This is a genomic window from Peristeroidobacter agariperforans, from assembly GCF_004138335.1.
Lineage (GTDB): Bacteria > Pseudomonadota > Gammaproteobacteria > Steroidobacterales > Steroidobacteraceae > Steroidobacter > Steroidobacter agariperforans.
The window spans coordinates 2,362,603-2,388,539 of sequence record NZ_RYFW01000001.1 but is presented as its reverse complement, the minus strand read 5'-3'; the positions used below and the strand labels follow the sequence as shown (position 1 = coordinate 2,388,539).

General features: G+C 62.6%; 24 protein-coding genes. 10 read left to right on the top strand and 14 right to left on the bottom strand.

All coding sequences use genetic code 11. The features are described from left to right. Positions 1–62 precede the first annotated feature (62 nt). Both EK373_RS10430 and EK373_RS33330 read left to right on the top strand, forming a co-directional pair. The gene (locus tag EK373_RS10430) at positions 63–3,131 is read left to right on the top strand and encodes a TonB-dependent receptor domain-containing protein (protein ID WP_129642598.1); all 3,069 of its coding nucleotides are present in this window, start codon (positions 63–65) and stop codon (positions 3,129–3,131) included. 65 nt (positions 3,132–3,196) lie between these two features. After that, the gene (locus tag EK373_RS33330) at positions 3,197–6,982 is read left to right on the top strand and encodes a glycoside hydrolase family 43 protein (RefSeq protein ID WP_198683204.1); all 3,786 of its coding nucleotides are present in this window, start codon (positions 3,197–3,199) and stop codon (positions 6,980–6,982) included. Here EK373_RS33330 and EK373_RS10420 read toward each other — a convergent pair. The 7 genes from EK373_RS10420 to EK373_RS10390 all read right to left on the bottom strand — a co-directional run bounded on the left by EK373_RS10420 (position 6,979) and on the right by EK373_RS10390 (position 13,004). Then, positions 6,979–7,797, bottom strand: coding sequence for a hypothetical protein (locus EK373_RS10420; protein WP_198683203.1), 819 nt, complete (start codon positions 7,795–7,797; stop codon positions 6,979–6,981). The two genes, EK373_RS33330 and EK373_RS10420, sit on opposite strands and share 4 nt — an antisense overlap. Then, positions 7,787–8,758 carry a 2-hydroxyacid dehydrogenase gene (locus tag EK373_RS10415; RefSeq protein ID WP_129642597.1) on the bottom strand — a complete coding sequence of 324 codons (972 nt, stop codon included), beginning with the start codon at positions 8,756–8,758 and terminating at the stop codon, positions 7,787–7,789. The genes EK373_RS10420 and EK373_RS10415 overlap by 11 nt, the downstream gene beginning before the upstream one ends. Before the next feature lie 18 nt (positions 8,759–8,776). After that, the gene (lldD, locus tag EK373_RS10410; protein ID WP_129642596.1) at positions 8,777–9,910 is read right to left on the bottom strand and encodes an FMN-dependent L-lactate dehydrogenase LldD; all 1,134 of its coding nucleotides are present in this window, start codon (positions 9,908–9,910) and stop codon (positions 8,777–8,779) included. Between the two features lie 106 nt (positions 9,911–10,016). Next, the gene (locus EK373_RS10405; protein ID WP_129642595.1) at positions 10,017–10,859 is read right to left on the bottom strand and encodes an oxidoreductase; all 843 of its coding nucleotides are present in this window, start codon (positions 10,857–10,859) and stop codon (positions 10,017–10,019) included. A gap of 15 nt (positions 10,860–10,874) precedes the next feature. Beyond that, positions 10,875–11,429, bottom strand: coding sequence for a cytochrome P460 family protein (locus EK373_RS10400; RefSeq protein ID WP_129642594.1), 555 nt, complete (start codon positions 11,427–11,429; stop codon positions 10,875–10,877). Positions 11,430–11,525: 96 nt separating this feature from the next. Beyond that, positions 11,526–12,254 (bottom strand): DUF899 family protein, encoded by a 729-nt coding sequence (locus EK373_RS10395; RefSeq protein WP_129642593.1) that lies wholly within the window; start codon positions 12,252–12,254, stop codon positions 11,526–11,528. 135 nt (positions 12,255–12,389) lie between these two features. Next, a complete protein-coding gene (locus EK373_RS10390; protein ID WP_129643573.1) occupies positions 12,390–13,004 on the bottom strand; it encodes a glutathione S-transferase family protein in 615 nt (204 codons plus the stop codon). A 146-nt stretch (positions 13,005–13,150) separates the two neighbouring features. Here EK373_RS10390 and EK373_RS10385 point away from each other — a divergent pair, with 146 nt between their 5' ends. From EK373_RS10385 to EK373_RS10365, 5 genes are all read left to right on the top strand, one after another. After that, positions 13,151–13,624, top strand: a complete 474-nt coding sequence (locus EK373_RS10385; RefSeq protein ID WP_129642592.1) for an Lrp/AsnC family transcriptional regulator — start codon at positions 13,151–13,153, stop codon at positions 13,622–13,624. 67 nt (positions 13,625–13,691) lie between these two features. Next, positions 13,692–14,726 carry a pyridoxal-phosphate dependent enzyme gene (locus EK373_RS10380; protein WP_129642591.1) on the top strand — a complete coding sequence of 345 codons (1,035 nt, stop codon included), beginning with the start codon at positions 13,692–13,694 and terminating at the stop codon, positions 14,724–14,726. 44 nt (positions 14,727–14,770) lie between these two features. Continuing rightward, positions 14,771–15,094 (top strand): ArsR/SmtB family transcription factor, encoded by a 324-nt coding sequence (locus tag EK373_RS10375; protein WP_129642590.1) that lies wholly within the window; start codon positions 14,771–14,773, stop codon positions 15,092–15,094. After that, the gene (locus EK373_RS10370) at positions 15,087–15,545 is read left to right on the top strand and encodes an SRPBCC family protein (protein WP_129642589.1); all 459 of its coding nucleotides are present in this window, start codon (positions 15,087–15,089) and stop codon (positions 15,543–15,545) included. Before EK373_RS10375 ends, EK373_RS10370 begins: the two co-directional genes overlap by 8 nt. A gap of 69 nt (positions 15,546–15,614) precedes the next feature. Beyond that, a complete protein-coding gene (locus EK373_RS10365; RefSeq protein ID WP_129642588.1) occupies positions 15,615–16,481 on the top strand; it encodes an SDR family oxidoreductase in 867 nt (288 codons plus the stop codon). 26 nt (positions 16,482–16,507) lie between these two features. On the opposite strand, the gene EK373_RS10360 is transcribed toward EK373_RS10365, so the two are convergent. The 5 genes from EK373_RS10360 to EK373_RS10340 are packed head-to-tail and all read right to left on the bottom strand — an operon-like array spanning position 16,508 to position 20,243. Further along, the gene (locus tag EK373_RS10360; protein WP_129642587.1) at positions 16,508–17,680 is read right to left on the bottom strand and encodes a zinc-dependent alcohol dehydrogenase; all 1,173 of its coding nucleotides are present in this window, start codon (positions 17,678–17,680) and stop codon (positions 16,508–16,510) included. Next, positions 17,677–18,573 (bottom strand): SRPBCC family protein, encoded by an 897-nt coding sequence (locus EK373_RS10355; protein ID WP_157994309.1) that lies wholly within the window; start codon positions 18,571–18,573, stop codon positions 17,677–17,679. The genes EK373_RS10360 and EK373_RS10355 overlap by 4 nt, the downstream gene beginning before the upstream one ends. 12 nt (positions 18,574–18,585) lie before the next feature. Further along, positions 18,586–19,350 (bottom strand): hypothetical protein, encoded by a 765-nt coding sequence (locus EK373_RS10350; RefSeq protein ID WP_129642585.1) that lies wholly within the window; start codon positions 19,348–19,350, stop codon positions 18,586–18,588. Continuing rightward, on the bottom strand, positions 19,350–19,754 hold the full coding sequence (locus EK373_RS10345) for a phage holin family protein (protein WP_129642584.1): 405 nt from the start codon (positions 19,752–19,754) through the stop codon (positions 19,350–19,352). The genes EK373_RS10350 and EK373_RS10345 overlap by 1 nt, the downstream gene beginning before the upstream one ends. Positions 19,755–19,757: 3 nt before the next feature. After that, positions 19,758–20,243 (bottom strand): hypothetical protein, encoded by a 486-nt coding sequence (locus tag EK373_RS10340; protein ID WP_129642583.1) that lies wholly within the window; start codon positions 20,241–20,243, stop codon positions 19,758–19,760. Between the two features lie 837 nt (positions 20,244–21,080). Here EK373_RS10340 and EK373_RS33025 point away from each other — a divergent pair. After that, complete coding sequence (locus EK373_RS33025) at positions 21,081–21,218, top strand: hypothetical protein (RefSeq protein WP_157994308.1); 138 nt, start codon at positions 21,081–21,083, stop codon at positions 21,216–21,218. Between the two features lie 304 nt (positions 21,219–21,522). Beyond that, on the top strand, positions 21,523–21,951 hold the full coding sequence (locus tag EK373_RS10335; RefSeq protein WP_198683201.1) for a hypothetical protein: 429 nt from the start codon (positions 21,523–21,525) through the stop codon (positions 21,949–21,951). Here the strand turns inward: EK373_RS10335 and EK373_RS10330 are convergent. Further along, on the bottom strand, positions 21,932–23,338 hold the full coding sequence (locus EK373_RS10330) for a peptide MFS transporter (protein WP_232831062.1): 1,407 nt from the start codon (positions 23,336–23,338) through the stop codon (positions 21,932–21,934). The genes EK373_RS10335 and EK373_RS10330 overlap by 20 nt on opposite strands. A gap of 174 nt (positions 23,339–23,512) precedes the next feature. Between EK373_RS10330 and EK373_RS10325 the strand changes: the two genes are divergently transcribed. After that, complete coding sequence (locus tag EK373_RS10325) at positions 23,513–24,502, top strand: LysR substrate-binding domain-containing protein (protein ID WP_129642582.1); 990 nt, start codon at positions 23,513–23,515, stop codon at positions 24,500–24,502. A 19-nt stretch (positions 24,503–24,521) separates the two neighbouring features. On the opposite strand, the gene EK373_RS10320 is transcribed toward EK373_RS10325, so the two are convergent. Continuing rightward, positions 24,522–25,895, bottom strand: a complete 1,374-nt coding sequence (locus EK373_RS10320) for an aspartate aminotransferase family protein (RefSeq protein ID WP_129642581.1) — start codon at positions 25,893–25,895, stop codon at positions 24,522–24,524. Between the last annotated feature and the right edge of the window lie 42 nt (positions 25,896–25,937).

The window sequence follows — 25,937 nt, the reverse complement described above, 5'->3', positions numbered from 1 at the left end:
ATTCAAAACCGCTCACGCCGTCGGCGCGGGCGACCAACAAATTCTTCATAGGGGGCTATGAAATGATCGGGAGATTGAAACATCGCCGGCGAGCGGCTGCGCTCGGCTTCGGTGTGGTATTCGCGGGTTCCACTTTGGGCACAGCTGCACTGGCGCAAGACACGCAGCGTGCGGAAGTGGAAGAGGTACTGGTGACAGGCTCGAGAATCGCGCGCGAGGGCATCGACACCTCGACGCCGGTCAGCGTCATCGGTGTGGAAGAAATAAAACTCTCCGGCGCGCCGAACGTCGAAAAAATCCTGAGCGACGCGCCTCAATTCGTGGCGTCCACCAACGGTGGCGCCTCAGCAAACACGGTGCCGGGCGGCACCGCCGATGTGAATCTTCGCGGCTTCGGCGCATCCCGCAACCTGGTGCTGGTCAACGGCCGACGCTTCGCGATCTACGGCCCGGAACAGGTCACCGACCTCAACACCATTCCGACCGCGCTGATCGCACGCACCGAAGTCGTCACTGGCGGCTCCTCCGCGGTGTACGGCTCCGACGCCATCACCGGCGTCGTCAACTTCATCATGCGCGATGACTTCGAAGGTGTGGAAGCAACGGCGCAAACGAGTTACGACAGCCCGACCACGACGCCGACTTACAACATCGACCTCACCGTCGGCGGCAACTTCGCCGAGGGCCGCGGTAACGCAGTCGTGTCGGTGAACTATCTCAATCGTGGCTCCATCACTCGCGGCGAGCGCGGCGAATGGGCATACGACTCTCTGTCCGACGGTTGCGTGACACCGGCATCTGCGAGCCGCGATCATGCGGGCGTTCCGGTCGCTGTGCCCTCGGGCTCGACGTGTCGTGCTGCGGGCGGCGTGCCGGGACTCATCGCGGGCGGCAGCGGCGATATTCCAAACGGCCGCTTCACCGGCGTGCCGCTCTTCAATTCCGCCACGTCGACCGCCGGTTTGAATGACGCACTGGAAGCGGCGGGCCTCACCGGCATGGGCTCGCGCGGCTTCACGTTCAACGACACAGGCTCAGCAGTGCGCCCTGCCCTCACACCGCAGGACGACTTCAACCTCGGCCCCGACAACTATCTGCAGGTGCCGCAGGAACGCTGGATGGTGAACGCGTTCAGTCATTACGACTTCACCGACAAGGCGACCGGTTATCTGGAGTTCCACTTCAGCAACAACCGCGTCGATCAGCAGCTGGCGCCGACCAACATCAGCGGTCCGTTCCTGTTCAACATCAACAATCAGCATCTCGCAAATGTCGATGGAATGAACGAGGTCCTGCGCCAGTTGGATCTGGCCGAGACCGGACCGACCACAGTGACGACTGGCTCGAGCTCGCGCGTCAACAATCCGAACGATGGCTTCGCGGTGATCAACGTCGGCCGTCGCCTGGTCGAGGTCGGCCTGCGTGAAAACGTGTCCGACCGCAATGTGTGGCGCATGGCATTGGGCGTGCGTGGTGACATCGGCGATGTCTCGGAGAATTTCCTCAGCAACCTCGCCTACGATGTCTATTACACCTTCGCGCGCACCGAAGAGACGAGCCGCCAGTCGGGCAACGTTTCTCGCAGCCGCTTCCAGAGCGCGTTGCTCTCGAGCGGTGGCGCGGCCCCGCTGCTGAACATCTTCGGCCAGAACATATCCGATGCTGCCGTGGATGCGATCGCGATTGGCGCGACCAACTCAACCGAAGCGCAGCTGCAGGTCGCCGCCGCAACGCTGTCCGGCCAGATCATCGATCTGCCGGCCGGTCCGCTGGCCTTCTCGCTCGGCGCAGAGTGGCGGTATGCATCCTCGCAGTTCGTGCCGGATGAGTTCCTGCGCTCGGGCGACGTAGTCGGCTTCAATCCTGGCCTGCCCACCGAGGGCGATGTGACGGCCAGGGAAATCTTCGGCGAGTTGCGCATCCCGCTGCTCGGCGGCTTGCCGTTCATCGACGATCTCACGGCGAACGGCGCGTTCCGCATGTCCGATTACGATCTGGAGGGTGTGGGCAAGGTCTGGACCTATCTCTACGGTCTCGACTGGCGCTTGAACGAAGACATTGCTTTCCGCGGGCAATTCCAGCGCGCGATTCGCGCACCGAACGTTGCAGATCTCTACGGCGGCCTGCGCCAGAGCGTCGAGCCCGCAACCGATCCTTGCTCCGACAAACAACCCGCCTCCGGTCGAACGGATGAAGTGCGTGCGCTGTGTGTCGCGAGCGGGGTTCCGGCGTCGTCGGTGTTTACGGCGGGCGTGCAACCGAACACGATCATCCCGGCATTGTTTGGCGGCAATCCCGAGGTGGGCGAAGAAGAGTCCGACACTCGCACCTTCGGCATCGTCGTCACGCCGCAGATTCTGCCGAAGCTGGCCGTAACGTTGGACTACTTCGACATCACGCTGGATGGCGCGATCGCGCAACTCGGCGGCGGCCTGAACAACACGTTGAACCTGTGCTTCAACGTCATTCAGGACATCGACAGCGAGTTCTGCCAGGCCATCAATCGCAATCCGGTGACGGGCGAGATCAGCGTGCCGTACTACGCCGAGATCCGGCAGGCGAACACCGGCGGACTGGCAACCTCCGGTTACGATCTGTCGGCTCGCTACGGCTTCGACTTCGGTTTCGGCCTGTTCGGCAACGGCAGCACGTTGAACATCAGCACGGCGTGGACCAAGACCAATGAGTTCACCTCGACGCCAGTGCAGGCGTTCCCAAACGTGAAGAACCGCTGCGTCGGTTCCTATGGCACCACTTGCGGCGAGCCCATCCCCGAATACAAGGGCGTGACTCGCTTCACCTGGGCGACTGGGCCGCTCAGCCTGAGCTTGCGGCATCGATTCATCGACGCTGTGACGGTGGATCGTTATCTGCTGCCGACGCGTGCGGGGACGACTGCGCCGGCCTACGCCGACCTGGTGAATCCGCGCCTGGGCTCGCAGAACTATCTGGACTTCTCCTTCTCTTATGACTGGGGCCAGCAGGTGGAATTCTTCGGCGGCGTGAACAATCTCGCCGACGACGATCCGCCGGTGGTCGGCAGTGCGCAGATCCGCGCCAACACGTGGCCTGCGACCTACGACTACAACGGCCGCACCATGTTCATCGGTATGAGCGTTCGCACGTTATGATCGAAAGGTGGCGGCGTGACGGTGCCCCCCATGCTGTCACGCCGCCACAGGGATCTGCAGGAAATATGAAGTCGGTTGCCCTCGCTCTGAGCAGCGCTTTCCTTCTGGCCGCGACGCTCGTCGATCCGACGAGCGCCGCACTCGCCGATGCGGCCACCTCGTATCGCAATCCCATCCTGCACTCGGACTACTCGGATCCGGATGTCATCCGAGTCGACGACAGCTACTACATGGTGGCGTCGACATTTCATTTCTCGCCGGGCGTGCCGGTGCTGAAATCCAAGGACCTGGTGCACTGGACGCTGCTCGGTCACGTGCTGCCGCGGCTGGATTTCCATCCCAACTACGACCTGCCCGGTCCGGTGGAGTTCGACGACACCACCGAGCGCATTCCTTTCAACACCAGGATGGGCCACCGCTACGCCGCCGGCGTCTGGGCGCCGTCCATCCGTTTTCACGAGGGGCGCTTCTACGTGTACTTCGCAACGCCCACCGAAGGCGTGTTCATGGCTAGCGCCGCGCGTGCCGAAGGACCGTGGAGCGCACCCGTCAAAGTCATCGACGAGCCCAATCTCGAAGATCCGTGCCCGCTGTGGGACGACGATGGCAACGCCTATCTGGTTCATTCGCGCGTCGGCGCTGGTCCATTGATCCTGCGCCGGATGAGCGCCGACGGCGCCAAGGCGCTCGACGCCGGCAAGGTGATCGTCGAAGACAAAGTGCGATTGCCGATTCTCGAAGGCCCGAAGCTGCTCAAGCGCGATGGCTACTACTATATCTTCGCGCCCTACGGTGGCGTCGGCGAAGGACCGCAGGCGGTGCTTCGATCCAGGAACATCTACGGCCCGTATGAGATCCGCACTGTGCTCTCCAAAGGAACGACACACGTGCAGGCGCCTCATCAGGGCGGCTATGTCGAAACACCGTCGGGCGAAGGCTGGTTCTTGCACTTCAACAGCACGGGTGCGTATGGGCGCATCGTTCACATGCAGCCGGTGCGTTGGGAGGATGGCTGGCCAGTGATGGGCGAGTTGTTGCCAGGCGCGCCGAACGGACAGCCCGTGCTGTCACATCGCGTGCCCGACGTCGGCAGTAAATTCGAGCCGGTGCAGATTCAAACGTCCGATGAGTTTTCGGACGCGAAGCTCGGCGTGCAGTGGGAGTGGAATCACAACCCGACGGACGCAAACTGGAGTTTGAGCGAGCGTCGCGGCCATCTGCGACTGAAGGCGATGCCAGCGCAGAACTTCGTCAGCGCCCGAAACACTCTGACTCAGGTACTGCACGGTCGCTCGTCGCAGGTCACGACGCGAATTCTGGCGAGCGAGATGCGCGACGGGCAGAAGGCCGGGCTCGCCATGTTTGGCAAGCGCCCGAGCTGGATCGGATTGACGCAGCAGTCAGGCAAGCGCCATCTCACGTTCTCCTACGCCGGTACGGACACGCTCGGCGATGTCGTTGCGGCCGATTCGCTGGTCTTGCGGGTGAACGTCGATGATGAGTTCGCCCGCTACTCCTACAGTACTGACGAGGGCAAGACGTTCAAACCGTTCGGCACGCGCGCGAAGCTGATGTTCAGCTGGTGGAAAGGCGCACGGCCCGCGCTATTTACGTTCACATCCAATCCGACCGGCGGCGGCATCGCGGACTTCGACTGGGTGCACGTCGAGGACACGAGCATCGATCGGCAAGCACTGGTGACCCGAAACCATCCCACGCTGACGAGCATCGACCCTTCCTCGCCGTTCATGGTCGGCAATGGAAACGTCGCGTTCACTGCCGACATCACCGGACTGCAAACCTTCCAGGAACAATATTCGTCGCTGACGCCGCTGCTGACGCAGGCGCAGTGGGCGTGGCACAGCTTTCCCAATCCCAAGCAGTTCAAGTATGAGGACAGCCTCACGACCATCGACGTTCGCGGGCAGCCACAGCAATACCCGTGGCTGCGCGATTGGTCAGAAGCAAAGCGTCCGGAGATTCAGTGGCTGCGCGAGAACCCGCATCGCTTCTCGCTGGGGCGTGTGTCGCTGCACTTGCTATCGAAGAACGGCAAGCCCGCGCAGTTCTCCGATCTGAAGGCGACTCGACAGACGCTCGACCTGTGGAGCGGTACGCTGCGCAGTCACTTCGAGTTCGAAGGCCAGCCGGTCGATATCGAGACGAGCGTTCATCCGCGCCTCGACATGCTCCATGTGAGCATCAAAGCGCCGACGATCGAGCCTGCACGGCTCGGCGTCGATCTGAAGTTTCCGGGCGTCGCCGCTCAGCTCAATCCGAATCCGGCGGATTGGGAGCATCCGGAGCGTCACACGACGGAAGTGCTCGGCAAGAGCGCACGCCAGATCTCCCTGCAACGTCGCCTTGACGACACCCGTTACTTCGTCACGGCCGCGAGCGATGAGGATGCGAGCTTCGAACCCATCGGCCCGCATTCGATGCGCGTTCGCCCCAAGGCTAATGACGGCGTCTTCCGCTTCAGCGTGCTGTTCTCGCCCGAGCGGCATCAGCAACCGCTGCCGTCGGCGTCGGAAACACACGACTCTGTAGTCACGCACTGGAATTCTTTTTGGAACAATGGCGGCGTGATCGATTTCTCCGGCAGCACGGATCCGCGCGCGAAAGAGCTCGAGCGGCGCGTGGTGCTCTCTCAATATCTGATGGCGCTGAACGGCGCTGGCGCCTTGCCGCCACAGGAAGAGGGCTTGTTCTCCAACAGTTGGAACGGCAAGTTCCACATGGAAATGCACCCCTGGCATGCCGCGCACTTCGCACAGTGGGGTCGGACGGAGCTGCTCGAACGCAGCATGCCCTGGTATCAGCAACACTTGCTGCAAGCGAAGGCGCGCGCGGCTTCGCATGGCCTGAGCGGCGCGTGGTGGCCGAAGATGGTTGGACCTGAAGGGCGCGAAAGCCCGAGCACCATCACGCCCTTCCTGATGTGGCAGCAGCCGCATCCGATCTTTCTCGCGGAGCTGATTTATCGCGACCGGCCCAACCCTGTTACCCTGGCGCAGTATCAGGAGCTGGTGTTCGAGACCGCCGATCTGCTCGCATCCTTTGCTCACCATGACGAGAAGACCGATCGCTATGTCCTCGGTCCGCCGCTCATCCCCGCGCAGGAAGTGTTCCCGCCGCTCACGACGTTCAATCCAACGTTCGAGTTGGAATATTTCCGCTTCGGACTGGCGACGGCGCAAAGCTGGCGCGAACGATTGAAGCTTGCGCGCAAGCCCGAATGGGATCGTGTGCTACAGAAGCTCTCGCCGCTGCCGCAGCGGGACGGTTTGTACCTGGCGGTCGAGTCGTTTCCTCAACAGTGGGAGCAGGCGCGCAGCCCCAAGTGCTCCAACGGCAACACGGCCGACGAATGCTGGAATCGCGATCATCCATCCTTCCTCGGCGCGCTGGGTTTGCTGCCGGGCTCGAGCGTCGACCGGGAAACCATGCGTCGCACGCTGCGTGCGGTGGAATCGCATTGGGATCTGCGACAGACGTGGGGATGGGACTTTCCGCTGCTCGCCATGACTGCAGCGCGCCTGCACGAGCCGGACAAGGCCGTCGACTTCCTGCTGTCCAGCTCGAGAAATTTCCAGTTCGGTGTCAGCGGCATGACGCCGCGCGTGCATCTGAATGAGCACGCAGCGGATCTCGTGCCGACAGCGGCTAGCAACGCTAACGCAGATGCGGGTTATCGCCGGCTCGCGGAAACCTACTTCCCGTCCAACGGTGGCTTGCTGCTCGCTGTTGGATTGATGGCGGCGGGCTGGGATGGCGATCTCACTTACCTGCCCGGCTTCCCGAAGCAAGGCTGGCGGGTGCGAGCCGAGGGCTTGCGGCCGCTGCCTTAGGGCCGGCCGAGCACCGCGCGCTCGGGCGACAGGCGAATCACCAGATCGGCGCGCCCGGGCATTTCGATCAAGATGTGACGCGTGAGCCGCTCGTAGTGCTGAATGAAACGCACCAGCGCCGCATCGCTCATGACGCCTGATTTGTTGCCGGATTGATCGCGCAGCTCGTGCTCCTGCTGAGTGCGCCACTTCAAAACCACGTCGAACGACGGCGCCGCGAGCAGCACCAGGAAATCGATCTTGCCGAACAGGCGCTGATATTCGCCGCCGAGCGCATCGTTCACATAGCGCCGCCAGCGGCCATCGACATCTTCATTCGCTTCGAGCGCATTCACCGGCTGATCCAGGGGCCCGAGTGTCTGCGGCCGCGCGCCGACGCACCAGCCCTCGAACAGCACCAACTGCACCGGCGCTTGGACCGAATCCCACTGCGCCTTCGGCCGACGATCGTCGATCGACTTGTCGAAGCGAGGCAGCGGCACTTGCCCGCCGTGGCCGAGCGCACTCAACGTTTGGACGCCGAGTTTCGTGTCGTGCGTCCCGGGCACGCCACGCGTACGAAGCAGCGGATGCACGTACTTCGCGAGCGTCACTCGCTCGGCGAGCGGCAAATACAAATCGTCGAGGGAAAGATTGGCGACCGTCAGACCCGCCTGAGTGAAGCGCGTCGTGAGTGTCTTGCAGACGGTGCTCTTGCCGCTGCCCTGACTGCCGCACACACCGACCACGAGGGGATGGCGCGAGCGCGCAGACGCCAGCTTCGCGCGGATGGCGTGCTCGATGATGTCAGCGGCAGATTGCGATTCAGGCGACACGGTTCGGTGGCGTTCGGCCGGCGAAAAAGCTGTCCAGATTGTCCGCCATCTGCATGCCCATGGCAGTACGCGCTTCCAGCGTTGCGCTGCCCAGATGCGGCAAGAGCACGACGTTTTCCAGCTCCCGCAGCGCCGGCGACACCGACGGTTCGCGCTCGTAGACATCCAGCCCCGCAGCCGCGATCTGCCGTTGCGCTAGCGCGTTCGCCAGCGCCTCCTCATCGACCACACTGCCACGCGCCGTGTTGATCAGGATGGCGGTCGATTTCATCCGGGCCAGTGTGTTCGCGTTGATCAGGTGACGCGTGGCCGCACCGCCCGGACAGTGCAACGAGATCACGTCCGATGCCGCTAGCAAAGTGTCCAGCGTTGCGTGATGTTCAGCGCCGAGCGCGCGCTCGTCCTCAGCGCTGGCCCGACTGCGCGAGTGATACGCGATGCGCATTCCCAGCGCCGCTCGAGCGCGACGGGCAGCTTCTTTGGCGATGCGACCGAAGCCCACCAGACCCAAGGTCTTGCCTTTCACATCGGTGCCGAGCAGTTGAGTCGGCGCCCAGCCCGTCCACTTGCCTTCACGAAGCAGACGCTCGCCCTCGCCGGCGCGACGAGACGCCATCAGGATCAGCAGGATCGTGAGCTCTGCAGTCGCGTCGGTCAGTGCATCGGGCGTGTTGGTCACGACCAGATTCGCGGTCTTCGCCGCTTCGAGATCGACGTGTTCGTAGCCCGCGCCGAAGTTGGCGATGATGCGCGTCCTCAATCCGGAATTGAGCAATAGCGCGGCATCGAGCTTGTCCGTGATCGTCGGCGAGAGCGCATCGAAGCTGCGCAGGGCCATCAACAACGCTTCCCGTCCGAGCGGACGATCGTCGGGATTTACGGTCACTTCATAGCTGGCGCGCAGACGCTCCAGCACCGACGCAGGCAACCGACGGGTTATCAGCAGACTCGGACGGAACATGAGAATCTTCCTTGTGGATCATGACGCGAGAATCGAGCGATCGATCTCGCCCACGTTGCACACGCTGGTCAACGCCATCGCCACTCGCATTTCCTTCGCGAAAATGTCCAGCAACTGACTGACGCCGGCGCCGCCGTTCGCCGCGAGCGCGAACACCCAGGCACGACCCAGCATTACACCTTCGGCGCCCAACGCCATCAGGCGTACTACATCGAGGCCGGATCGGACGCCGGAGTCCGCGAGAATCGTCAGCTTGCCTTTCACTGCGTCGGCAATGGCCGGCAACGCGCGAGCCGATGACAGCACGCCATCGAGCTGACGGCCGCCATGATTGGAAACGACGATGCCGTCGGCGCCGATTTGCGCGGCCGCGATTGCATCTTCGGGATCCAGAATGCCTTTGAGGATGAGCGGCCCGTCCCAAGCCTGTCGCAACCAATCCAGATCGGTCCAGCGAATCGAGGGATCGAAGTTCGCGCCGAGCCAGCCCATGTAATCGCCGAGCCCGCTCTTGGCTCCGAGCACCGATTTGAGATTGCCCAGCGAATGCGGACGGCCGTGCAAACCGACATCCCAGGACCAACCGGGCCGCCCCATGGCTTGAAGCACTCGACGCAGCGGCGCGTAACGCCCCGACATGCCCGAGTGAGCATCGCGATAACGAGCGCCGGGCACCGGCATGTCGACGGTGAACACCAACGCCTGAGCGCCCACTGCTTTCGCGCGCGACAGCATCTCCCGCATGAATCCACGATCTTTGATCACATACAGCTGATACCAGATCGGCGCCGGACAATTCTTCGCGACTTCTTCGATGGAGCAGATGGAGACGGTCGAGAGCGTAAACGGAATGCCAGCATTGCAAGCCGCTCGAGCGGCTTGCACCTCGCCGCGCCGGGCGGACATGCCCGAGATGCCGACCGGACCGAGCGCCACGGGCATCGACAATTTGCGGCCGAACAGCGTCGTGCTCAGGTCGATGTTGGAAACATCGCGCAGCACCCGTTGCCGAAGCGCGATCTCGGTGAGGTCGCTGACGTTCTTGTTCATGGTGCGCTCGTCATAAGCGCCGCCATCGATGTAATCGAACAGGAAGCGGGGCAAGCGGCCGCGAGCCGCCCGATGGAAATCTTTATAGGAAGCGAGAATCATGCGGTCAACCTGTCCTCCGCGCGGCCTGGATTCGATTTCGTATATCAGCCCCCGCGCTTAATATATCAGACGGCCGACGCCGCGTTGGCGCACCTCCCCGCTCCCGTTATTCCTGTGTCGCTCGCGGAAAGTCAGTCGACACACTCAATTCGCGCCAGCGCTGCAGGTCAGCCAGCTTCGCGCGATCCGCCTGTTCGATCACGTTCACAGCATCGCTCCCCAGCGGCAGTCTGAAAGGCGGCGCATCCATAGCAGCGATTTGGAGGATGACTTGCGCGGCGCGCTGCGGATCGCCTGGCTGACGACCGTCGTACTCGCGCTGCGCCCTGGCGGCCGCGCCGACGACTGCGTCATATTCAGCGCGCCCGGCCTGAAGCACGGTCGACGATCCCGCAAAGTCGGTGCGAAAACCGCCCGGCTCGATGACCGTGACCTTGACGCCGATCAGCGCCATCTCCCTCGCGAGGACTTCCGAGAAGCCTTCCACGCCCCACTTGGCCGCTGAATACGGTGCACGGCCTGGCGCGCCGATGCGGCCGCCTACCGAGGAAAACTGGATGATGTGGCCGGCGCGCTGTTGGCGCATCACGGGGATCGCCGCCTTTGTGACGATGATCGTGCCGAACAAATTCGTTTCGATCTGCCGGCGAAAATCCGCAAGCTCCGTGTCTTCGATCGAATTCACGTTGCCGTAGCCCGCATTGTTCACGAGCACGTCGAGTCTGCCGAAGCTGTCGACGGCGAGTTGAACTGCAGCCTCCGCAGCGGCCGGGTCGGAGACGTCGAGAGCCGCCGTCCGCACCGCCTCGCCATGACGCTCCACGAGATCGCTCAATGAAGAACGATCGCGCGCAGTCGCCACCAAGAGATGGCCAGCGTCGAGCACGGCTTCGGACAATGCACGCCCCAAGCCGCGAGAGCTGCCAGTAATGAGCCATCGTTGTTGCATGGAGATCACCGTCGGTTAGCGCTTGGGAAATTCGGTGAAGACGTAGTCGCGATTCTTCACGATCGTGTGACAGGCGAAGCCGCACTTGGCATCGTTTCCCTGCGGCGGGCGATCCGAGGTGTTGCTGGGCCGGAACGCGTTCGTCGCCTCCTCGAACTGGAACGCGGCATAGCCCCAGCCGCCGGAGTCGGCGAAGCGCTGCTTGTCCTTGAGCATGAAGTCGACATCATGGAGCGCACCGGCAACCAGCGGCGCGTTGGGATACGACGTCTTCGAGGCGATCCAATGGATCTTCGCCATCTTGGCGCCGTCGGGAAACGGCTTGCCATTGCCGGGGATGCCGGCCTCGAAGGCCCGGATCATCGCGGGATTACCGAGAATCGCCGCGAGCTTGTCACCGTTGTGACTGAGCGAAATCACCTGCCACTTCTCGTACCCCTTGAACTCCGAGAATGACAGGCCGCCCGGCACCTTCAGGCTGTAGCGATCCTGACTGGCGAGCGCCGCCGTTGTCAGCGCGACCAATCCTATCGCTACACCTGCCGCCATCAACCTGTTGTTCCGCTTCATCGCCACTCCTTACGTTGGGAAGTCATGGCGACGATGCTGCGGTGGCCGGGCACAAAAAGCCCGTGATGGCTCGTTAGGAGTTGTTAGCTCCTCGACTCATCTCGGGTACTCGAGGCTGGGGTACCAGTCGGACTTGCGGCCTTCCGGCGTCATGTCGAGCACGGTCCAAAGCGGCATGAGGTCGGGCGCGCCGCGCGGATCCTGGCCGGGATCGGCCTGTTCGAAGCCCATCTCGCCCGCCCAGAAGTGCCGAATGACGCCATCGCGCTTCGTGAACACGTTGATCGCGGCGGTGTCGGCGAACTCGGGCGTGTTCGCGAGATAGTCCACGCTGTATTCGCGGCTCGTGTCCGAGTAGAGCTTGAGATTGCGCCAGCCGCGCTCCTTCTTGAACGCCGTCAGCCGCTCGATCGGCGACTGCGCAATGACCGCGAGTGCGACGTTCTGCTCGATGTCCTGTGCTTCGCCATCCCAGGCGCTGAGCAACGACGTACACATCGGACAGGGCCGTGCGCGCTCTGGACCATACATGTAGCTGTAGACCACCAGCGTCTGCTTGTCGCCAAACAGCTCGGCGAACGTGACCGGGCCGCGCTCGCCCTGAAACTGGTACTTCTTTTTCACTTCGCCGCCCGGCGGCAGTGCGCGACGCAGCTCGGCGACGCGCTCGATGTGACGTCGCAGTTCGATTTCCGCAGCGAGCAAATCAGTGCGGGCCCGACGATATTCGGCGCTCTCGTTCGGAAAGCTGATCTTGTTCCTTGCCGCCAGCTCCGCGGCCGGGACCAAGGGCTGAGTCGATGTCTTCGTCTGTGCCTGGGCCATCTGAGTCTCCTTGGAAACAGGACAAGGATGGACGCCCAAGCCTGCCCCAGGCGCCTCTCCTGTTCCACCGTATTGAGCCAAGGACGAGCCACATCGGGCAGTTCCGACAGCGCCGGCCAATTTTTTTTCGGACGGTCAGTCGTGCGTCTGACCCCAGAGCGGCGTTGCGACCATGGACTCGCGCTCGCTGAACCGCTCGAACCAGGACGCCAGACGCGGCCGGCGCCGGAACGTCGGCAGTTCCCGAAATTCCAGCCAGCTCAAGGCCGTGGCGAGTGCGATGTGACCGATGTCGACGGCGCCGTCGGTGTCGAGCTCCCGCTCCAGCCAGTCGTAACTCGCCAGCAATTTTTCCACGTAGCCATCGCGCAACGCGGGATAACGCAGCTCCTTCGGCCGGCGCTGGGTTTCCCAGCGAATCGCGATGCCGGCATCGGCCAGCCCCTGCGCAACGGCCTGCACTTGCAAGGCCCGCCAGCGCGCCTCGCCTTCGGTCGGAATCAACTTCCGGCCGGTATGGAGCGTGTCGAGATAGGCGCAGATCACGTCCGAATCGAATAGCGCAGGCAGGCTCTCTCGCACCAGCACCGGCACCTTGCCGAGCGGATTGGCGGCGAACACCGTTTCATTCCGCCGCAGCGGACTGGTTTCGTGGTGAATGACTTCGATCCGCTCGGCCAGACCCGCTTCGTGCGCGAACACCAGCGCCTTGCGGGCATAGGGAGAGTGAGTCTGATACAACAATTTCAAAGTCCGGTTCATTGACTGGTTCACCGCGGTTGTGACGTGGGCTACGATGTTAAAAGTGCGGCGGCGCGCATCGGCCGCGATTCCACCAGGCTCGATGCAGTTTTTCCGCTCGTCATTGCCAGGGCCAGGGCCTGTTAACACCCATCATGGATCTGGATCGTTTCGACCGTCAGCTTCTGAACCTCGTCCAGGCGGACTCCGCGCAAACTGCCGAGCAATTGGCGGAGCACGTCGGCCTGTCGCCTTCCGCAATTCAGCGGCGGCTGAAGCGGCTGCGCGAGCAAGGCGTCATTGCTCGCGACGCGGCGATCGTCGATCCGCGCGCTATCGGGCGGCCCACGTTCTTTGTCGTGTCCCTGGAGATCGAGCGGGAGCGGCCGGAACTGCTGGCCCAGCTGCGCGAATGGCTGACCAAGCGCGCCGAGGTTCAGCAAGCCTTTTATGTCACCGGCGAGACCGACTTCGTGATCATCGTCACCGCGCGCGACACCGAGGCATTCGATGCAATGATGTCGCAGCTGGTCCAGGAAAATCCGAACGTGCGGCGCTTCACCACCAATGTGGTGCTGAATCTGCTCAAGCAGGGGCTGACGATTCCGGTGCCGCTGGACGACACATAGCGGTTCAACAGCAAAGCCACCGCTTCTATTGCGGCCAACCGGCGCGTTGCGCGGCCATACTTGTTGCATGCAAGAACTGAAGAAGCTCTGGGCGCTGCTCTGGCCGGACGCCCAACCCACCTCATTACTCGAGTTACCGTCACTCGCCCGGCTGGCCGGCGTCGGCCGCGTATACGTCAAAGTCGAGGGCGAACGGCCGCTCGGCAGTTTCAAGTCACTCGGCGGAATGATCGCCGGCGTCCGCGCGCTGGCGGCAGCGAGCGGCGTCACTGATGCACGAAATCTCTTCTCCGAGAGCACCGAGACCGCACGAAAGCTGCCTCGATTGATTTGCGCCAGCGAAGGCAATCATGGGCTGGCCGTCGCGGCAGGCGCAAACAAGGCCGGGACCCAGGCGATGGTCTTTTTGCCAAGAGAGGTCAGCCCCCTGCGCGCCGCGCGAATCGCAGCGTTGGGCGCCGAGATCGTACGCATCGAAGGCACTTACGACGACGCAGTAGCCGCCGCTGAAGCGGCGGCGGCAAGAGGCGAGGGTTTGCTGATCTCCGATACTTCCAGCGCTGCGGACTCGCCCATCGTCAACGATGTGATGGCGGGTTACGGCATGCTGGCGGACGAGCTCATCGAGCAGTTCAACGATCGGTCGCGCGCACGACCGACACACTTGTTCGTGCAAGCCGGGGTCGGCGGTCTCGCTGCCGCCATGGCCGATGGCCTGCAATCGTTGCTCCGCGCGCCGACCAAGTTTCTCATCGTCGAACCCGACGCCGCGCCGTGCGTCGCTCGCGCACTGCAGGCGGGCGAACCGACGCTCATTGAAGGCGATCTGCACACTTCGGCCTCGATGCTCGCGTGTGGCATGGCCTCGGCTCCGGCATTACGAATCCTGCAGCGTCATTCGGTCGCCTCCGTTTTGGTTTCGGATGTTCAGCTGCGTGTGGCCGCAGCGGAATTACGCAGCGCCGGCGGGCCTGAAACCACCGAGTCCGGTGCGACGGGCCTCGCCGGTTTGCTGCAAGTCGCTGCACGTCGCGAACTGCGCTCGCAACATCAACTCGCTGACGACAGCGTCGTACTGCTCATCGCCACCGAGAGCGCCTGAAACACCTGTCTTGACATGCAACCTCATGGTTGCATAATGATGCCATGGATCTGGACGCTGCGTTTCGCGCATTGGCGGACAGCAGCCGGCGCGCGCTGCTCGATCGCCTGTACGAACAAAACGGCCAAACCCTCGCGCAGCTGTGCGAAGGCCTGGACATGAGTCGTCAGGCCGTGACCAAGCACCTGGTGATCCTGGAGCAGGCCAATCTCGTGGTCGTGCAATGGCAGGGCCGCGAGAAGCTGCACTACCTCAATCCCGTGCCTATTCACGAGATCGCCGAGCGCTGGATCCGCAAGTACGAGCGCGGCCGCCTGCGCGCGCTCGCCGATCTGAAGAAACGATTGGAAGGAGACGACGATGAGTAGCAAGTTCGTCTATGTCACCTATATCCGCACCACCGCCGAGAAGCTGTGGGATGCGCTCACCCAGCCGGAGTTCACGCGTCAGTACTGGGTCGAAACCTGGCAGGACTGCGACTGGACCCAGGGCGCTTCCTGGAAACTCATGATCCCCGATGGTCGCGTCGGCGACAGCGGCAAAGTGCTCGAAATCGACCGCCCGCGCAAACTGGTGCTTCACTGGCACAACCAGTTCGTCCCTGAACTGAAAGCGGAAGGACCGACACGCTTGACCTATGAACTGGAGCAGCATGGCGACGAAGTGAAACTCACGGTCATTCACGAGAGCGACGTGCAGGACTCCAAGACCATCGACGCCGTCTCGAACGGCTGGCCGGGCCTGCTCGCCAGTTTGAAAACTCTGCTCGAAACCGGTCGCCCGCTGGCCAGCACGACGCGCTGGCCCGAGGGCCTGTGACCTGACGGAACTTTACGTTCCATTGCTTTCTTGTTCGGACTCATCGAGAGCTGTTTTGCGAGCTGCGCCATGAGTCCACGGAAAGAGTTCCCTAAACCGCCCTTCCCCAAACAATCCCAGTCCCTGCCCGGCTCGAGCAAGGCGATGAAGCCCGAGCCGGACTACGGCGAGGACAGCTACAAGGGTGCGAATCGGCTGACGGACAAGAAGGCGCTGATTACCGGCGCCGATTCGGGCATCGGCCGTGCAGTCGCCCTCGCATTTGCGCGCGAAGGCGCCGATGTCGCCGTCAGTTATCTCAACGAGCATGAAGATGCGAAGCAGACGCAGCGCCTGGTCGAAGCGGCCGGGCGCAAGTGCGTGCTGATACCGGGCGATATCGCGCAAGCCGAGCATTGCCGTACGCTGGTGAAGAAATCGGTCGAAGCGTTCGGCCGCATCGATATCCTGGTGAACAACGCCGCGCACCAGATGACATTCGACGCGTTGGAAAAAATTCCCGACGAGGAATGGGACAAGACGATGGCCACCAACCTTTCGGCCATGTTCTACATCACCAAGGCCGCCATGCCGCACATGAAGGAAGGCGCCAGCATCATCAACACAGCATCGATCAACGCCGATGTTCCCAATCCCAGCCTGCTCGCCTACGCAACGACCAAGGGAGCGATTCAGAATTTCACCGCTGGACTAGCGCAGTTGCTAGCCGAGAAAGGCATTCGAGCGAACACCGTCGCACCGGGGCCGGTCTGGACGCCCCTGATCCCGGCGTCGATGGACCCGCAGAAGGTCAGCGAGTTTGGATCGCAATATCCGATGAAGCGACCGGCACAACCGTGCGAGTTGGCGCCGGTGTATGTGATGCTCGCGAGCGATGAAAGCAGTTACGTCTCGGGAGCGACCGTCGCCGTGACGGGCGGCAAGCCTCTTCTTTGATAAGCAGACTGCCGCGCCGCGCCTCGTCACGAGGCCATGTTCACCACGACCTTGATGCAGTCGTCTTCCTTGTCGCGGAACATCTGGTATGCATCCGGCACATCATCGATGCCGATACGGTGAGTGATGATCATGGTCGGATCGATCTCGCCGTTCTCGATGCGAGCCATCAGCGGTTTCATGTACCGCTGCACGTGAGTCTGGCCGGACTTGATCGTCAGCGCCTTGTTCACGACGGCGCCGAGTGGAATCTTGTCCGCCAATCCGCCGTACACGCCCGGAACCGAGACCGTACCGCCGTTGCGACAGGCTTGAATCGCCTCGCGCACGACGCCCGGCCGCTCGGTTTCCAATCGCAACGCCTGCTTCACCTTGTCGTACGCGTGCTGGACACCGTGCATGTGCGCCTCCATGCCCACGGCATCGATGCACGCATCCGGCCCGCGGCCGCCCGTCCATTCCCGTAATGTTTCCAGCGTGTCCATTTCCTCGTAGTTGAGGATCTCTGCGCCTGCTCGGTGCGCGAGACTCAGCCGCTCAGGGAATCGATCGATAGCGATGACCCGGGACGCGCCCAACAGCTTGGCGCTCATGATTGCGAACAGGCCGACTGGCCCACAGCCCCAGACAGCCACCGTGTCACCTTCCCGGATGTTGCAGTTCTCCGCGGCCATGTAGCCGGTGGGCAGGATGTCGCCGAGAAACAGCGCTTGCTCATCGCTCATCGCATCCGGGACCTTCATCGGCCCGACATCCGCGAACGGCACGCGCACATACTCGGCCTGCCCGCCTGCATAGCCGCCCAGCAAATGCGAGTAACCAAAGATGCCGCAAGGCGAATGGCCCCAGAATTTTTCCGCGAGCCGCGCATTCGGATTGGAGTTCTCGCACAGCGAGTACATTTCCTGCTCGCAAAAGAAACAATTGCCGCAAGAAATCGGAAACGGCACCACGACGCGATCGCCGCGCGAAAGATTCGGCACGCCGGACCCGGTCTCGACCACTTCACCCATGAACTCGTGGCCGAGAATGTCACCGCGCATCATGCCGGGTACGTAGCCGTCGTAGAGATGGAGGTCCGAGCCGCAAATGGCCGCTTTGCGCACCTTGATAACAGCATCGCGTGGATTGATCACACGCGCGTCCGGCACTTCCTCGATGCCGACCTTGTGCACGCCTTGCCAACAGACTGCTCTCATGACTCCTCCTTGCCGAACATGCGACCGATCATGCTGCGCTTTCCGGCCGGCTGGCCCTGGGTCGTCGCGATCTCGCCGGTCTCGATCAATTGTTTCAAGCGCCGCAGGTCTTCGGTGACCAGGGACTCCGGCGCCATCGCCACCAGTTGCGCGGCTTTCGCAGCGGCGGGCCCGCCCGGCATGCCGTAATAGATTTCCACTTTAACCTGCGTCCCCTGGCCGCCCGGCCCGGGCTCGAAGCGCACGCTGCCGACGTGATTTATTTCCGAGCCGGCGACGGTGCGCCATGACATCAGCCTTCCCGGCTGATCCTCGACGATCTCCGACTGCCAGCGCAGTTGCACGCCGCCAGGCAGGCGAGCCGTCCATTCCGATCGTTGCTGGGCCACTTCCGCCACGGATTCCAGGTGGGACATGAAGCGCGGCAGGTTTTCCAGCTTGCGCCAGAATGCATACACCTGATCCGGCGGACTATTGATCATCAGACTGGCGTGCACCGGAACGTCCTGTTGCGCCTCGGCCATGGAAGATTGCAGTTCCACTTTGCTCGCGTACAGATCGAGCGCAGTAACGCCGGCAACTGCCGTTGCCGTCGCCGCCACGCGCGAGGGATTCGAATCCGGCGAGCGCAGCGATGCGCCGAGCAACGCGAGATCCATCACATCGCCGACGACGCGCGACATCGCAAACGTCGCCGGCGCACGACCCGACAGCAAACCGACGCCGCTCACGATCTCGCGCACGCCACACATTCGTAACACAGTGCTTTGTTCGCCCACACCGATCATGCGCCCCATCGCTTTCGGTGCCAGCAGCTCTGCCATGCCCAGCCCGACGCTGAACCAGCCGAGCGAACGATCGAGGACTGGCTCGCGAGTCATTGATGCAGCCATGGCCATGCCTCGCTAACCCTGAACGGGACGCTGCGAACCGTCGTCGGTTCCCGCAACATTGTCGCTTCCGAAACGTCGCGCGCCGTTGCCGCCGCGACGTTCCAAGGACGATGCAACCGCCTCGCGCAGATTGTCGTACTCGCGTCGGCCGGCTTCTTTGGCGCGGGCTACGGTGCGGTCGTGTACGGGCCCGACCCATCTGTTCTCATATTCCGTCATGGGCAGCGCAGCGCCGATCAATGCGCCGGCCGCCAGCGCGAGCGCACCGAGTGCAATCGGCTGTTCCTGAACCAGATCGTCCAGGCGTGAGCGCACTTCGCGCGAGCGGACTTGTACGGTTTGCATCGAACCCGACAACCGGTCCGAGACCTGCCCCTGCACCCGACGCGCCCTGCTGCGAACCTGGTCAGCCGCATTCCTCACGCGGCCACGAGCTGATCTGTCCCAGCGCTCCTCATCGCGCCGCCATTCGCGCTCGCGACTCATATAATCCTCGTAATCCTCGTCGTCGGAGCGCGACTTCGCCACCGAAGCCACCAGCCAGATCAGCCCGGCCGCCGTGAGCACCACCGGCACCGGGTTTCGCCGCACGGTGTCCGCAGCCTCCCGCATCAGCTCCGAGCCCGAGTCTCGAATGAACTCCACCGAGCGATCGAGCAACTCGCCCGAGGAAAACTTGCGCTGGATCTCATCGAGCGTTTGATCCAGATTTGCCCGGATCTGCTCGCCGCGCTGCTCCAGATCGGCGGCGCTACGCTTGTCAGTTGTGCCGTTCATCATGTCCTCCGCGCGACCACGGTCGCATCTTTTTGCAGCGATTCTTGAGTGCGATCGAACTGCTCGCCCAGATGTGACCACTTGCGCTTGCCCGCATTCAGCAGCACGAACCCGGCGACCAGCAATACGATGCTGACCAGCATCGCCGCCAACCACGGGCGCATCACTTCAGCGAGCGCGAGGATGACGGTTGCAACCAGCGTGAGCACGCCTGCCAGCAGCACGCCGGCCGCGATCGCGAACGGCGCGACGCTCAGTTTTACATCGCGCAACGCTGTGCGAGCTTCGGCTTTGGCCAGCGCAATTTCGTTTCTGGCGAGCGCCAGAGCTTCATCCATCAAACGACTGAGCAGCCCCGTCATGGACGCATCCGTGGGGCCACTGGGTATCGGGGAGGACGCCATGACTCAAACTCCCCTGCTTCCATAGGTGTCGGGCGTGGCCGACGCTCGATAGAACGCGGCACTTTGTTCTTCGCCTGCCTCACCCAGATCCTCTTCATATAAAGCGTCCAGGTTGCGCTCGGAGGCCTTCATGAAGCGCACGATCGCGACACCGAGCGCGGCGCTGCCGAGCAGGAACATTCCGGGATGCCGGACCGCCAGCTGCCGCACCTGGTAGTACAAATCTTCGATGCTGTCCTCGCGCAAATGCGCCGCGAGGCCACTGACGTTGCCCGAGAGCTTCGATGCATAGCTCGCAATCGTCGGCTGGGACTGATCCAGCTTTGAGCAGGCCGCATCGATGGCGTCGGCGATATCCGCGATCTGATCCGCGGCGGCGCGCTTGCCGCTCTCGATCCTCTGCTTGCCGTCATCGCGCAAGCGCTGTTTCAAGTCGGCAGCACGGCCGCGCGCTTCTGAAGTGCTTGTACTGTCGGTGGATTCGGTCATTGCCCTCTCTCCGGTTGAAATCTCATCAAGATGCCGATTTTTAATCGCGCGGCGACAAGAAGGTTCCGCCTGGATTGGACGGGCGCCGAGCAAACAACAGTGCCCACGATCCGCCGACAGTGAAATCGCGGAATCCGCCCGCTGGGCTGCCCCGCATACGCATATTCCAATCGCACGCTGTGCACCAATTCGCTGCCGGCCGCTGGACGCGGCTGCTGTGAGCGGATCGCACCCGCCCCCTCGGGATTACCTCGTAGCGAGTTTGTGATTTCCGAGATTCGGGGCGCGCGGCGGGGCGCAGGCGAGACGCTGAACGAGCGCGGTCAGCGCATGAAACACCCGCGAAACATCTGTTTTGGCGCGGGCGTCGACATTCCTTTTGCGTTTTTACCGGTTCAACGCTCAATTCCAGTCGATATAAATTCGTTTAGATGCTTGCCCTGCAGGGAATATTTCGGTAGTAGCCGGTGAGCGAATGATACGTTTTGTCACCAACCGTCACCGTTATATACAAACACGTAGTGTTTATTTGGTACGATAGCGCCATTCCGTTCCAAACATGGTCATTTCGAATCTTCCCATCACATCCCCGCGCATTCGAGAACGGACCGAAGTTTCATAAGCGGCCACCAAAGTCAAGCCGATGCTGAGTGTATCGACTCGACGAATCAGACGAGTTCACGACCGCGGAACTCGTCGCGGCGGCCGCGGATTCAAGCGGCGTTACCCAGAGGACTAACCATGGCAACTAAAGCAAAACGTTCGAAGACTCCCGCTAAGAAGAAGAGCTCCAAGGCAACTTCCCGCGTTCGTTGGACGAGTCAGAATGACCGCGAAATGAAGGCGCTGATCAAGGAACAGACTCCGGCCCGTGCGATCGCGAGCAAGCTGAAGCGCACCGAGGCGGCCGTCCGCCAGCGCATCCACAAGCTCGGCTTGTCGCTGCGCTCGTCGAAGAAGAAAGCCCGCCGCTAATCCGGAATTTGGGTTGAAACATTCGGGGCCAGCGGGTTTTGCCTCGCTGGCCGCCGAATGATTACAAACCCTTAATAATTCCCAACGGTTTGACCGCCCCCGCCGCGGCGCTTTATAGTCGCGGCCATGATCCGAATCAGCACACGCAAACAGCAACAACCGCGCTTCATTGCGGCGGTTGCGCGTGCGTGCGTTCGGATTTCCTCGGGCCGGTTCTAAGCCCAAACTCCAACAAACATCCGCAACCCCGCCATCCGGCGGGGCTTCGTCGAGCTTCGCTGGCCACCCTGTCAGGAGCTTGACCATGATTCATTACATCAGCGACAGCGAAATCGAGCGCATTGCGCTCGGCGTCATCGACCGGACTTTGCCGAAACCGGAGTGGACGCACGCGGCCCACTTCGCCGCGGCTCTTTGGGTTTTGCGACGGCCCGGCATGAACGCCGAAGCCGAGATGCCTAAATTGATTCGCGCGTACAACCTCGCGACCGGCGTGGAGAACACCGATTCGAGCGGCTATCACGAGACCATCACTCTGGCCTCGCTGCGAGCCGCGCGCGATTGGCTGGAAAAAAGACCGGAAAAGGCGCTCCACGAAGTGCTGAACGGGCTGCTCGCGAGCCGTTACGGACGCTCCGACTGGCTGCTCGAATACTGGTCGAAACCCGTGTTGTTCTCCGTGATGGCGCGACGCGCGTGGATCGACCCCGATCTCAAGCCGTTGCCGTTTTAGGGCCTTCCAGCTCGAGCACGCGGACAAACATTCGCCGCAGCACCAGGATGCTGAGCGAACCTGCGACCGCGACCAGCACATGAAGCATCCAGAACATCATCGGGCCGAGCGGCTCATAGAAGCGCGCCAGCCAGCCGCTGGCGATGCCGCCGACGAACAGGCCGAGGTAATAGGAGCCGACCATCATGGCGTTCACGGCAGGGGGTGCTGCGCGCGAGACGAGCGCGAGTGCAATCGGCGCCACATACAAATAGGAAGCGGCGCAAACGAAATGGAACAGGATGGGCCAGCCCACCGGCACCCGGCCGGCGCCCGCCAGCCATTGTCCAACGCTCAACAACAGACACGCGATGGCGAAGAAAGCGCAGCCGAGCGCGATCTTTCCCAGATCGCTCGGCTCGGCGCCCCGCTGCGCCTGGCGACGCCACAGGAACATCACCAGCGGCGCGAACAGCAGCACCGTCAATGAATCGAGCGCCTGGAACCAGGTGACGGGCAGCATCCAGCCGAACGGCAACGAGCGATCGACGTGGTCGCGCAGCCACACCGGATAGGTATTCCAGACCTGGGTCTGCACCGTCCAGAACAGTGCAGTGATCGCGAGCAACAGCAGTATCACCAGGACTTTGCGCAGATCACCGGGCTGCATGCGCGGGCGATCGTGAACTGGAGCGTCACGCGGTCGATCAGCCGGCAAATATTTCGCACCGGCCAGATAAATGACGATTCCGATCAACATGCCGATGCCGGCGGCGCCAAATCCGTAGTGCCAGCCGTAGAACTCACCCAAGGTGCCGCACACCAGCGGCGCGATGAACGCGCCTACGTTGATAGCAGTGCAGTAAGCGGTATATGCGCTGTCGCGGCGACGATCGTCTTTGCTGTAGAGCGCGCCGACCTGAGCGGCAAGATTACCTTTGAGCAAACCGGAGCCGACGATCAAGGCGGCCAGCGCCGGCAGGAAGGCTGCTTCGAACGCCATCAGGAAGTGCCCGATCGCCATGGCCGCTGCGCCGAGCAGCACCGCCCGACGTCTTCCCATGACGTGGTCGCCGAGCAGACCACCGAAAATGGGCACGAAATAAACCAGGCCGATATACAGCCCGAAGATCTGGGCCGCGAGCGCTTGTGTGGACAACGTGCCGAACACCGCCTCGATGGCGGCGCGCAGGCCGGCGAAACCGGCCACCTGCTCGACCACTCCGGGCTGCAGCAGATATCCCGACATGTACAGCACCAGCAGCGCCTGCATGCCGTAAAAGGAAAATCGCTCCCAGGCCTCGGTGAAGGCGATGTATGCCAGACCGCGCGGATGGCCGAAGAATTCGGCACTGGCCGCCGGTGCTGCGACCGGCGATGAGGCCTCGGCGATGGTATTCAACGGCACCCCTTACTCGCAGAATTGACCGATGTTGTCAGCGTCGCCACCCGGGTTAGGAGTGCCAAAGCCAATCGCCTTGGTGCCGTTTTCGCACCGGCCGTGACACAATCGAGGTTGATTCGGGACACGATTTGAAGAACGCTTCCATCCCCTGGGGAGGAGGCGCCGAGTTTATAGACGATGAGCGAGGAAAAAATCGCACACCAGCCGGCGGCCTCGCTGCCGTCGCGCAAGGCGCTGCCCCCTTTCGAAGCACTGCGAGCATTCGACGCCGTGGCGCGCCTCGGCGGTGTCCGTAAAGCCGCCCAATATTTGTGCCGCGACCATGCCGTGGTGAGCCGGCACCTGCGCGCCATCGAAGATTGGACCGGCACCAAGCTGATTCAACGCACTCCCGGCGGCGCAGTGCTGACCGAGGACGGCATTCGATATCACAAGCAAATCGCCACCGCCATCGACTTGATCGCCGGTGCGACCGTCGATCTGATGAAACGCGGCGACGATCATCGCCTGCACATCCGCTGCATGCCCGGCTTCGCGCTGCACTGGCTGTCGAGCCGGCTCGGCGAGTTCGAAAAGGCCAATCCCGGCATCGATATCGAAGTCCGCCCGCTCGATCGACTGCCCGACGTGCTCGCCCACCACACCGACGTCGAGATCCGCCTGGTTGCGCCTTATGCGGACCGCATCGAGCTCGCCGCCGAGCTGCGCAGCGCCGAGATCGTCCATACACCGGTGCTCGCCGTCGCCAATCGTGAATACCTGGCCCGCTCGGCGCCGATCAACGAGCCGCGCGACCTGCTGACCCATCAGCTGTTGCACGAGGAGAACTTCAACCGCTGGCGCAACTGGCTCAGCTTTCACGGCATCCATGAGGATGTGGAGCTCAGCGGCACGCGCCTGTGGCAAGGCCATCTCACATTGGACGCGGCACGACACGGCCGCGGCATCTCACTGACCAACTATGTGATCGTGGCTGATGACCTGGCCAGCGGCCGCCTGGTCGATGTCGGCGAGGGCAAGCCGGCGTTCCAGCCGCTGGCCGTGGGCATTTATTACTTTATCGCGCGCGAGAAGCGCTGGGATTCGCCGGTGATCCGCAAGTTCCGGCAGTGGATGATCGCCACCCTCAAGAAACAGCATCCACACTTAAAAGCGGGCGCGGCGTGAGCCGCGCCCAAAAGCAACGTTACCCTAACCCAAACTTCTTTGCGGTTTCGTCGAGCGCCTTGCGCGCCTTCTCCGTCAACTCATCGACCTGAGCTTTGCTGATGATCAGCGGCGGGCTCAGCACCATCGACTGATACACCGCTCGCATGATCAGGCCATTGTTCGCAGCCACGTCGCGGCAGAAATTCGCCGCATCGTCCTGCGTCGTGAAGATTTCACGAGCCTGCTTGTTCTTCACCAGCTGAATGGCCGCGATCAGACCGACGCCACGAATCTCCCCGACGATGGGGTGCGAGGCCGCCAGCTCCTGCAGGCACTTGCGGAAATACGGCGCAATCTCTTCGCGTACGCGCTCGACCAGGCCTTCCGAACGCATCAACTGAATGTTCGCGATCGCAACGGCGCACGACGCGGGATGACCCGAGTACGTATAGCCGTGCGCCAGCGCGCCGCCTTCGTTGATTTCCTTCCAGATGCGATCGTGAATCGCGACACCCGCGATCGGCAGATACCCCGACGACAGGCCCTTCGCCATCGGCATCAGATCCGGATCGATGCCATAGGTCTGCGAGCCGAACCACTGCCCGGTGCGTCCGAAGCCACAGATGACTTCATCGGCAACCACGAGCACATCGTATTTGCGGCAGATCCGCTGAATCTCGGCCCAGTAACCCGGCGGCGGCTCATACACGCCACCGGCGCCCTGCACCGGCTCACCGATGAAAGCCGCGACATTGTCGGCGCCCAGCTCGAGGATTTTTTCTTCGAGCAGACGCGCCGCCTTCACCCCATACTCTTCCAGGCTCAGCCCCGCACCCTGCGTGTAGTAGTGCGGATGAGCGATGTGAGCGAACTCGGGCAACAACTGTCCATCGAGCGCGTGCATGTGCGACATTCCGCCGAGGCTCACGGCCGCAAGCGTGCTGCCGTGATAACCGAGGTTACGCGCGATGAACGTGCGCTTGGTCGGCTTGCCCTTCACGCGCCAGTAGTGACGCGCGAGACGAATGACGGTGTCGTTCGCCTCCGAGCCCGAGTTCGTATAGAAGAAATGCTTCAAGCCCGGCGGAGTCACCTCCGCCAGCACCTTGCCCAACTCGATCTGCGAGGGCGTCGACGTTTGGAAGAAGCTGTTGTAGTACGGCAGCGTCTGCAGCTGCTGAGTCGCCGCATCCACCAGTTCCTTGCGGCCGTAACCGACGTTGACGCACCACAGGCCCGCCATGCCGTCGAGGATCTTGTTGCCGTCGCTGTCCCACACGTACGCGCCTTCGGCGCGAGTGATGACCCGTACGCCCTTGCCGGCCAGCGCCTTCTGATCGGTGAAGGGATGGACGTGGTGAGCCACGTCCAACGCCCGATAATCCTGAGTGCTGCGAAACGTCTGCGCCATTGCCTCTCCACGATTGCCGCTGCCCGGGCCGCAGGCCCGGGC

Excerpts from the sequence above, each read along its gene's own strand:
- EK373_RS10430 (WP_129642598.1), top strand. The coding sequence starts at position 63 with ATGATCGGGAGATTGAAACATCGCCGGCGAGCGGCTGCGCTCGGCTTC.
- EK373_RS33330 (WP_198683204.1), top strand. The coding sequence starts at position 3,197 with ATGAAGTCGGTTGCCCTCGCTCTGAGCAGCGCTTTCCTTCTGGCCGCG.
- EK373_RS10415 (WP_129642597.1), bottom strand. The coding sequence starts at position 8,758 with ATGTTCCGTCCGAGTCTGCTGATAACCCGTCGGTTGCCTGCGTCGGTG.
- lldD (WP_129642596.1), bottom strand. The coding sequence starts at position 9,910 with ATGATTCTCGCTTCCTATAAAGATTTCCATCGGGCGGCTCGCGGCCGC.
- EK373_RS10405 (WP_129642595.1), bottom strand. The coding sequence starts at position 10,859 with ATGCAACAACGATGGCTCATTACTGGCAGCTCTCGCGGCTTGGGGCGT.
- EK373_RS10400 (WP_129642594.1), bottom strand. The coding sequence starts at position 11,429 with ATGAAGCGGAACAACAGGTTGATGGCGGCAGGTGTAGCGATAGGATTG.
- EK373_RS10395 (WP_129642593.1), bottom strand. The coding sequence starts at position 12,254 with ATGGCCCAGGCACAGACGAAGACATCGACTCAGCCCTTGGTCCCGGCC.
- EK373_RS10385 (WP_129642592.1), top strand. The coding sequence starts at position 13,151 with ATGGATCTGGATCGTTTCGACCGTCAGCTTCTGAACCTCGTCCAGGCG.
- EK373_RS10380 (WP_129642591.1), top strand. The coding sequence starts at position 13,692 with ATGCAAGAACTGAAGAAGCTCTGGGCGCTGCTCTGGCCGGACGCCCAA.
- EK373_RS10375 (WP_129642590.1), top strand. The coding sequence starts at position 14,771 with ATGGATCTGGACGCTGCGTTTCGCGCATTGGCGGACAGCAGCCGGCGC.
- EK373_RS10370 (WP_129642589.1), top strand. The coding sequence starts at position 15,087 with ATGAGTAGCAAGTTCGTCTATGTCACCTATATCCGCACCACCGCCGAG.
- EK373_RS10365 (WP_129642588.1), top strand. The coding sequence starts at position 15,615 with ATGAGTCCACGGAAAGAGTTCCCTAAACCGCCCTTCCCCAAACAATCC.
- EK373_RS10360 (WP_129642587.1), bottom strand. The coding sequence starts at position 17,680 with ATGAGAGCAGTCTGTTGGCAAGGCGTGCACAAGGTCGGCATCGAGGAA.
- EK373_RS10355 (WP_157994309.1), bottom strand. The coding sequence starts at position 18,573 with ATGGCTGCATCAATGACTCGCGAGCCAGTCCTCGATCGTTCGCTCGGC.
- EK373_RS10350 (WP_129642585.1), bottom strand. The coding sequence starts at position 19,350 with ATGAACGGCACAACTGACAAGCGTAGCGCCGCCGATCTGGAGCAGCGC.
- EK373_RS10345 (WP_129642584.1), bottom strand. The coding sequence starts at position 19,754 with ATGGCGTCCTCCCCGATACCCAGTGGCCCCACGGATGCGTCCATGACG.
- EK373_RS10340 (WP_129642583.1), bottom strand. The coding sequence starts at position 20,243 with ATGACCGAATCCACCGACAGTACAAGCACTTCAGAAGCGCGCGGCCGT.
- EK373_RS33025 (WP_157994308.1), top strand. The coding sequence starts at position 21,081 with ATGAAGGCGCTGATCAAGGAACAGACTCCGGCCCGTGCGATCGCGAGC.
- EK373_RS10335 (WP_198683201.1), top strand. The coding sequence starts at position 21,523 with ATGATTCATTACATCAGCGACAGCGAAATCGAGCGCATTGCGCTCGGC.
- EK373_RS10325 (WP_129642582.1), top strand. The coding sequence starts at position 23,513 with ATGAGCGAGGAAAAAATCGCACACCAGCCGGCGGCCTCGCTGCCGTCG.
- EK373_RS10320 (WP_129642581.1), bottom strand. The coding sequence starts at position 25,895 with ATGGCGCAGACGTTTCGCAGCACTCAGGATTATCGGGCGTTGGACGTG.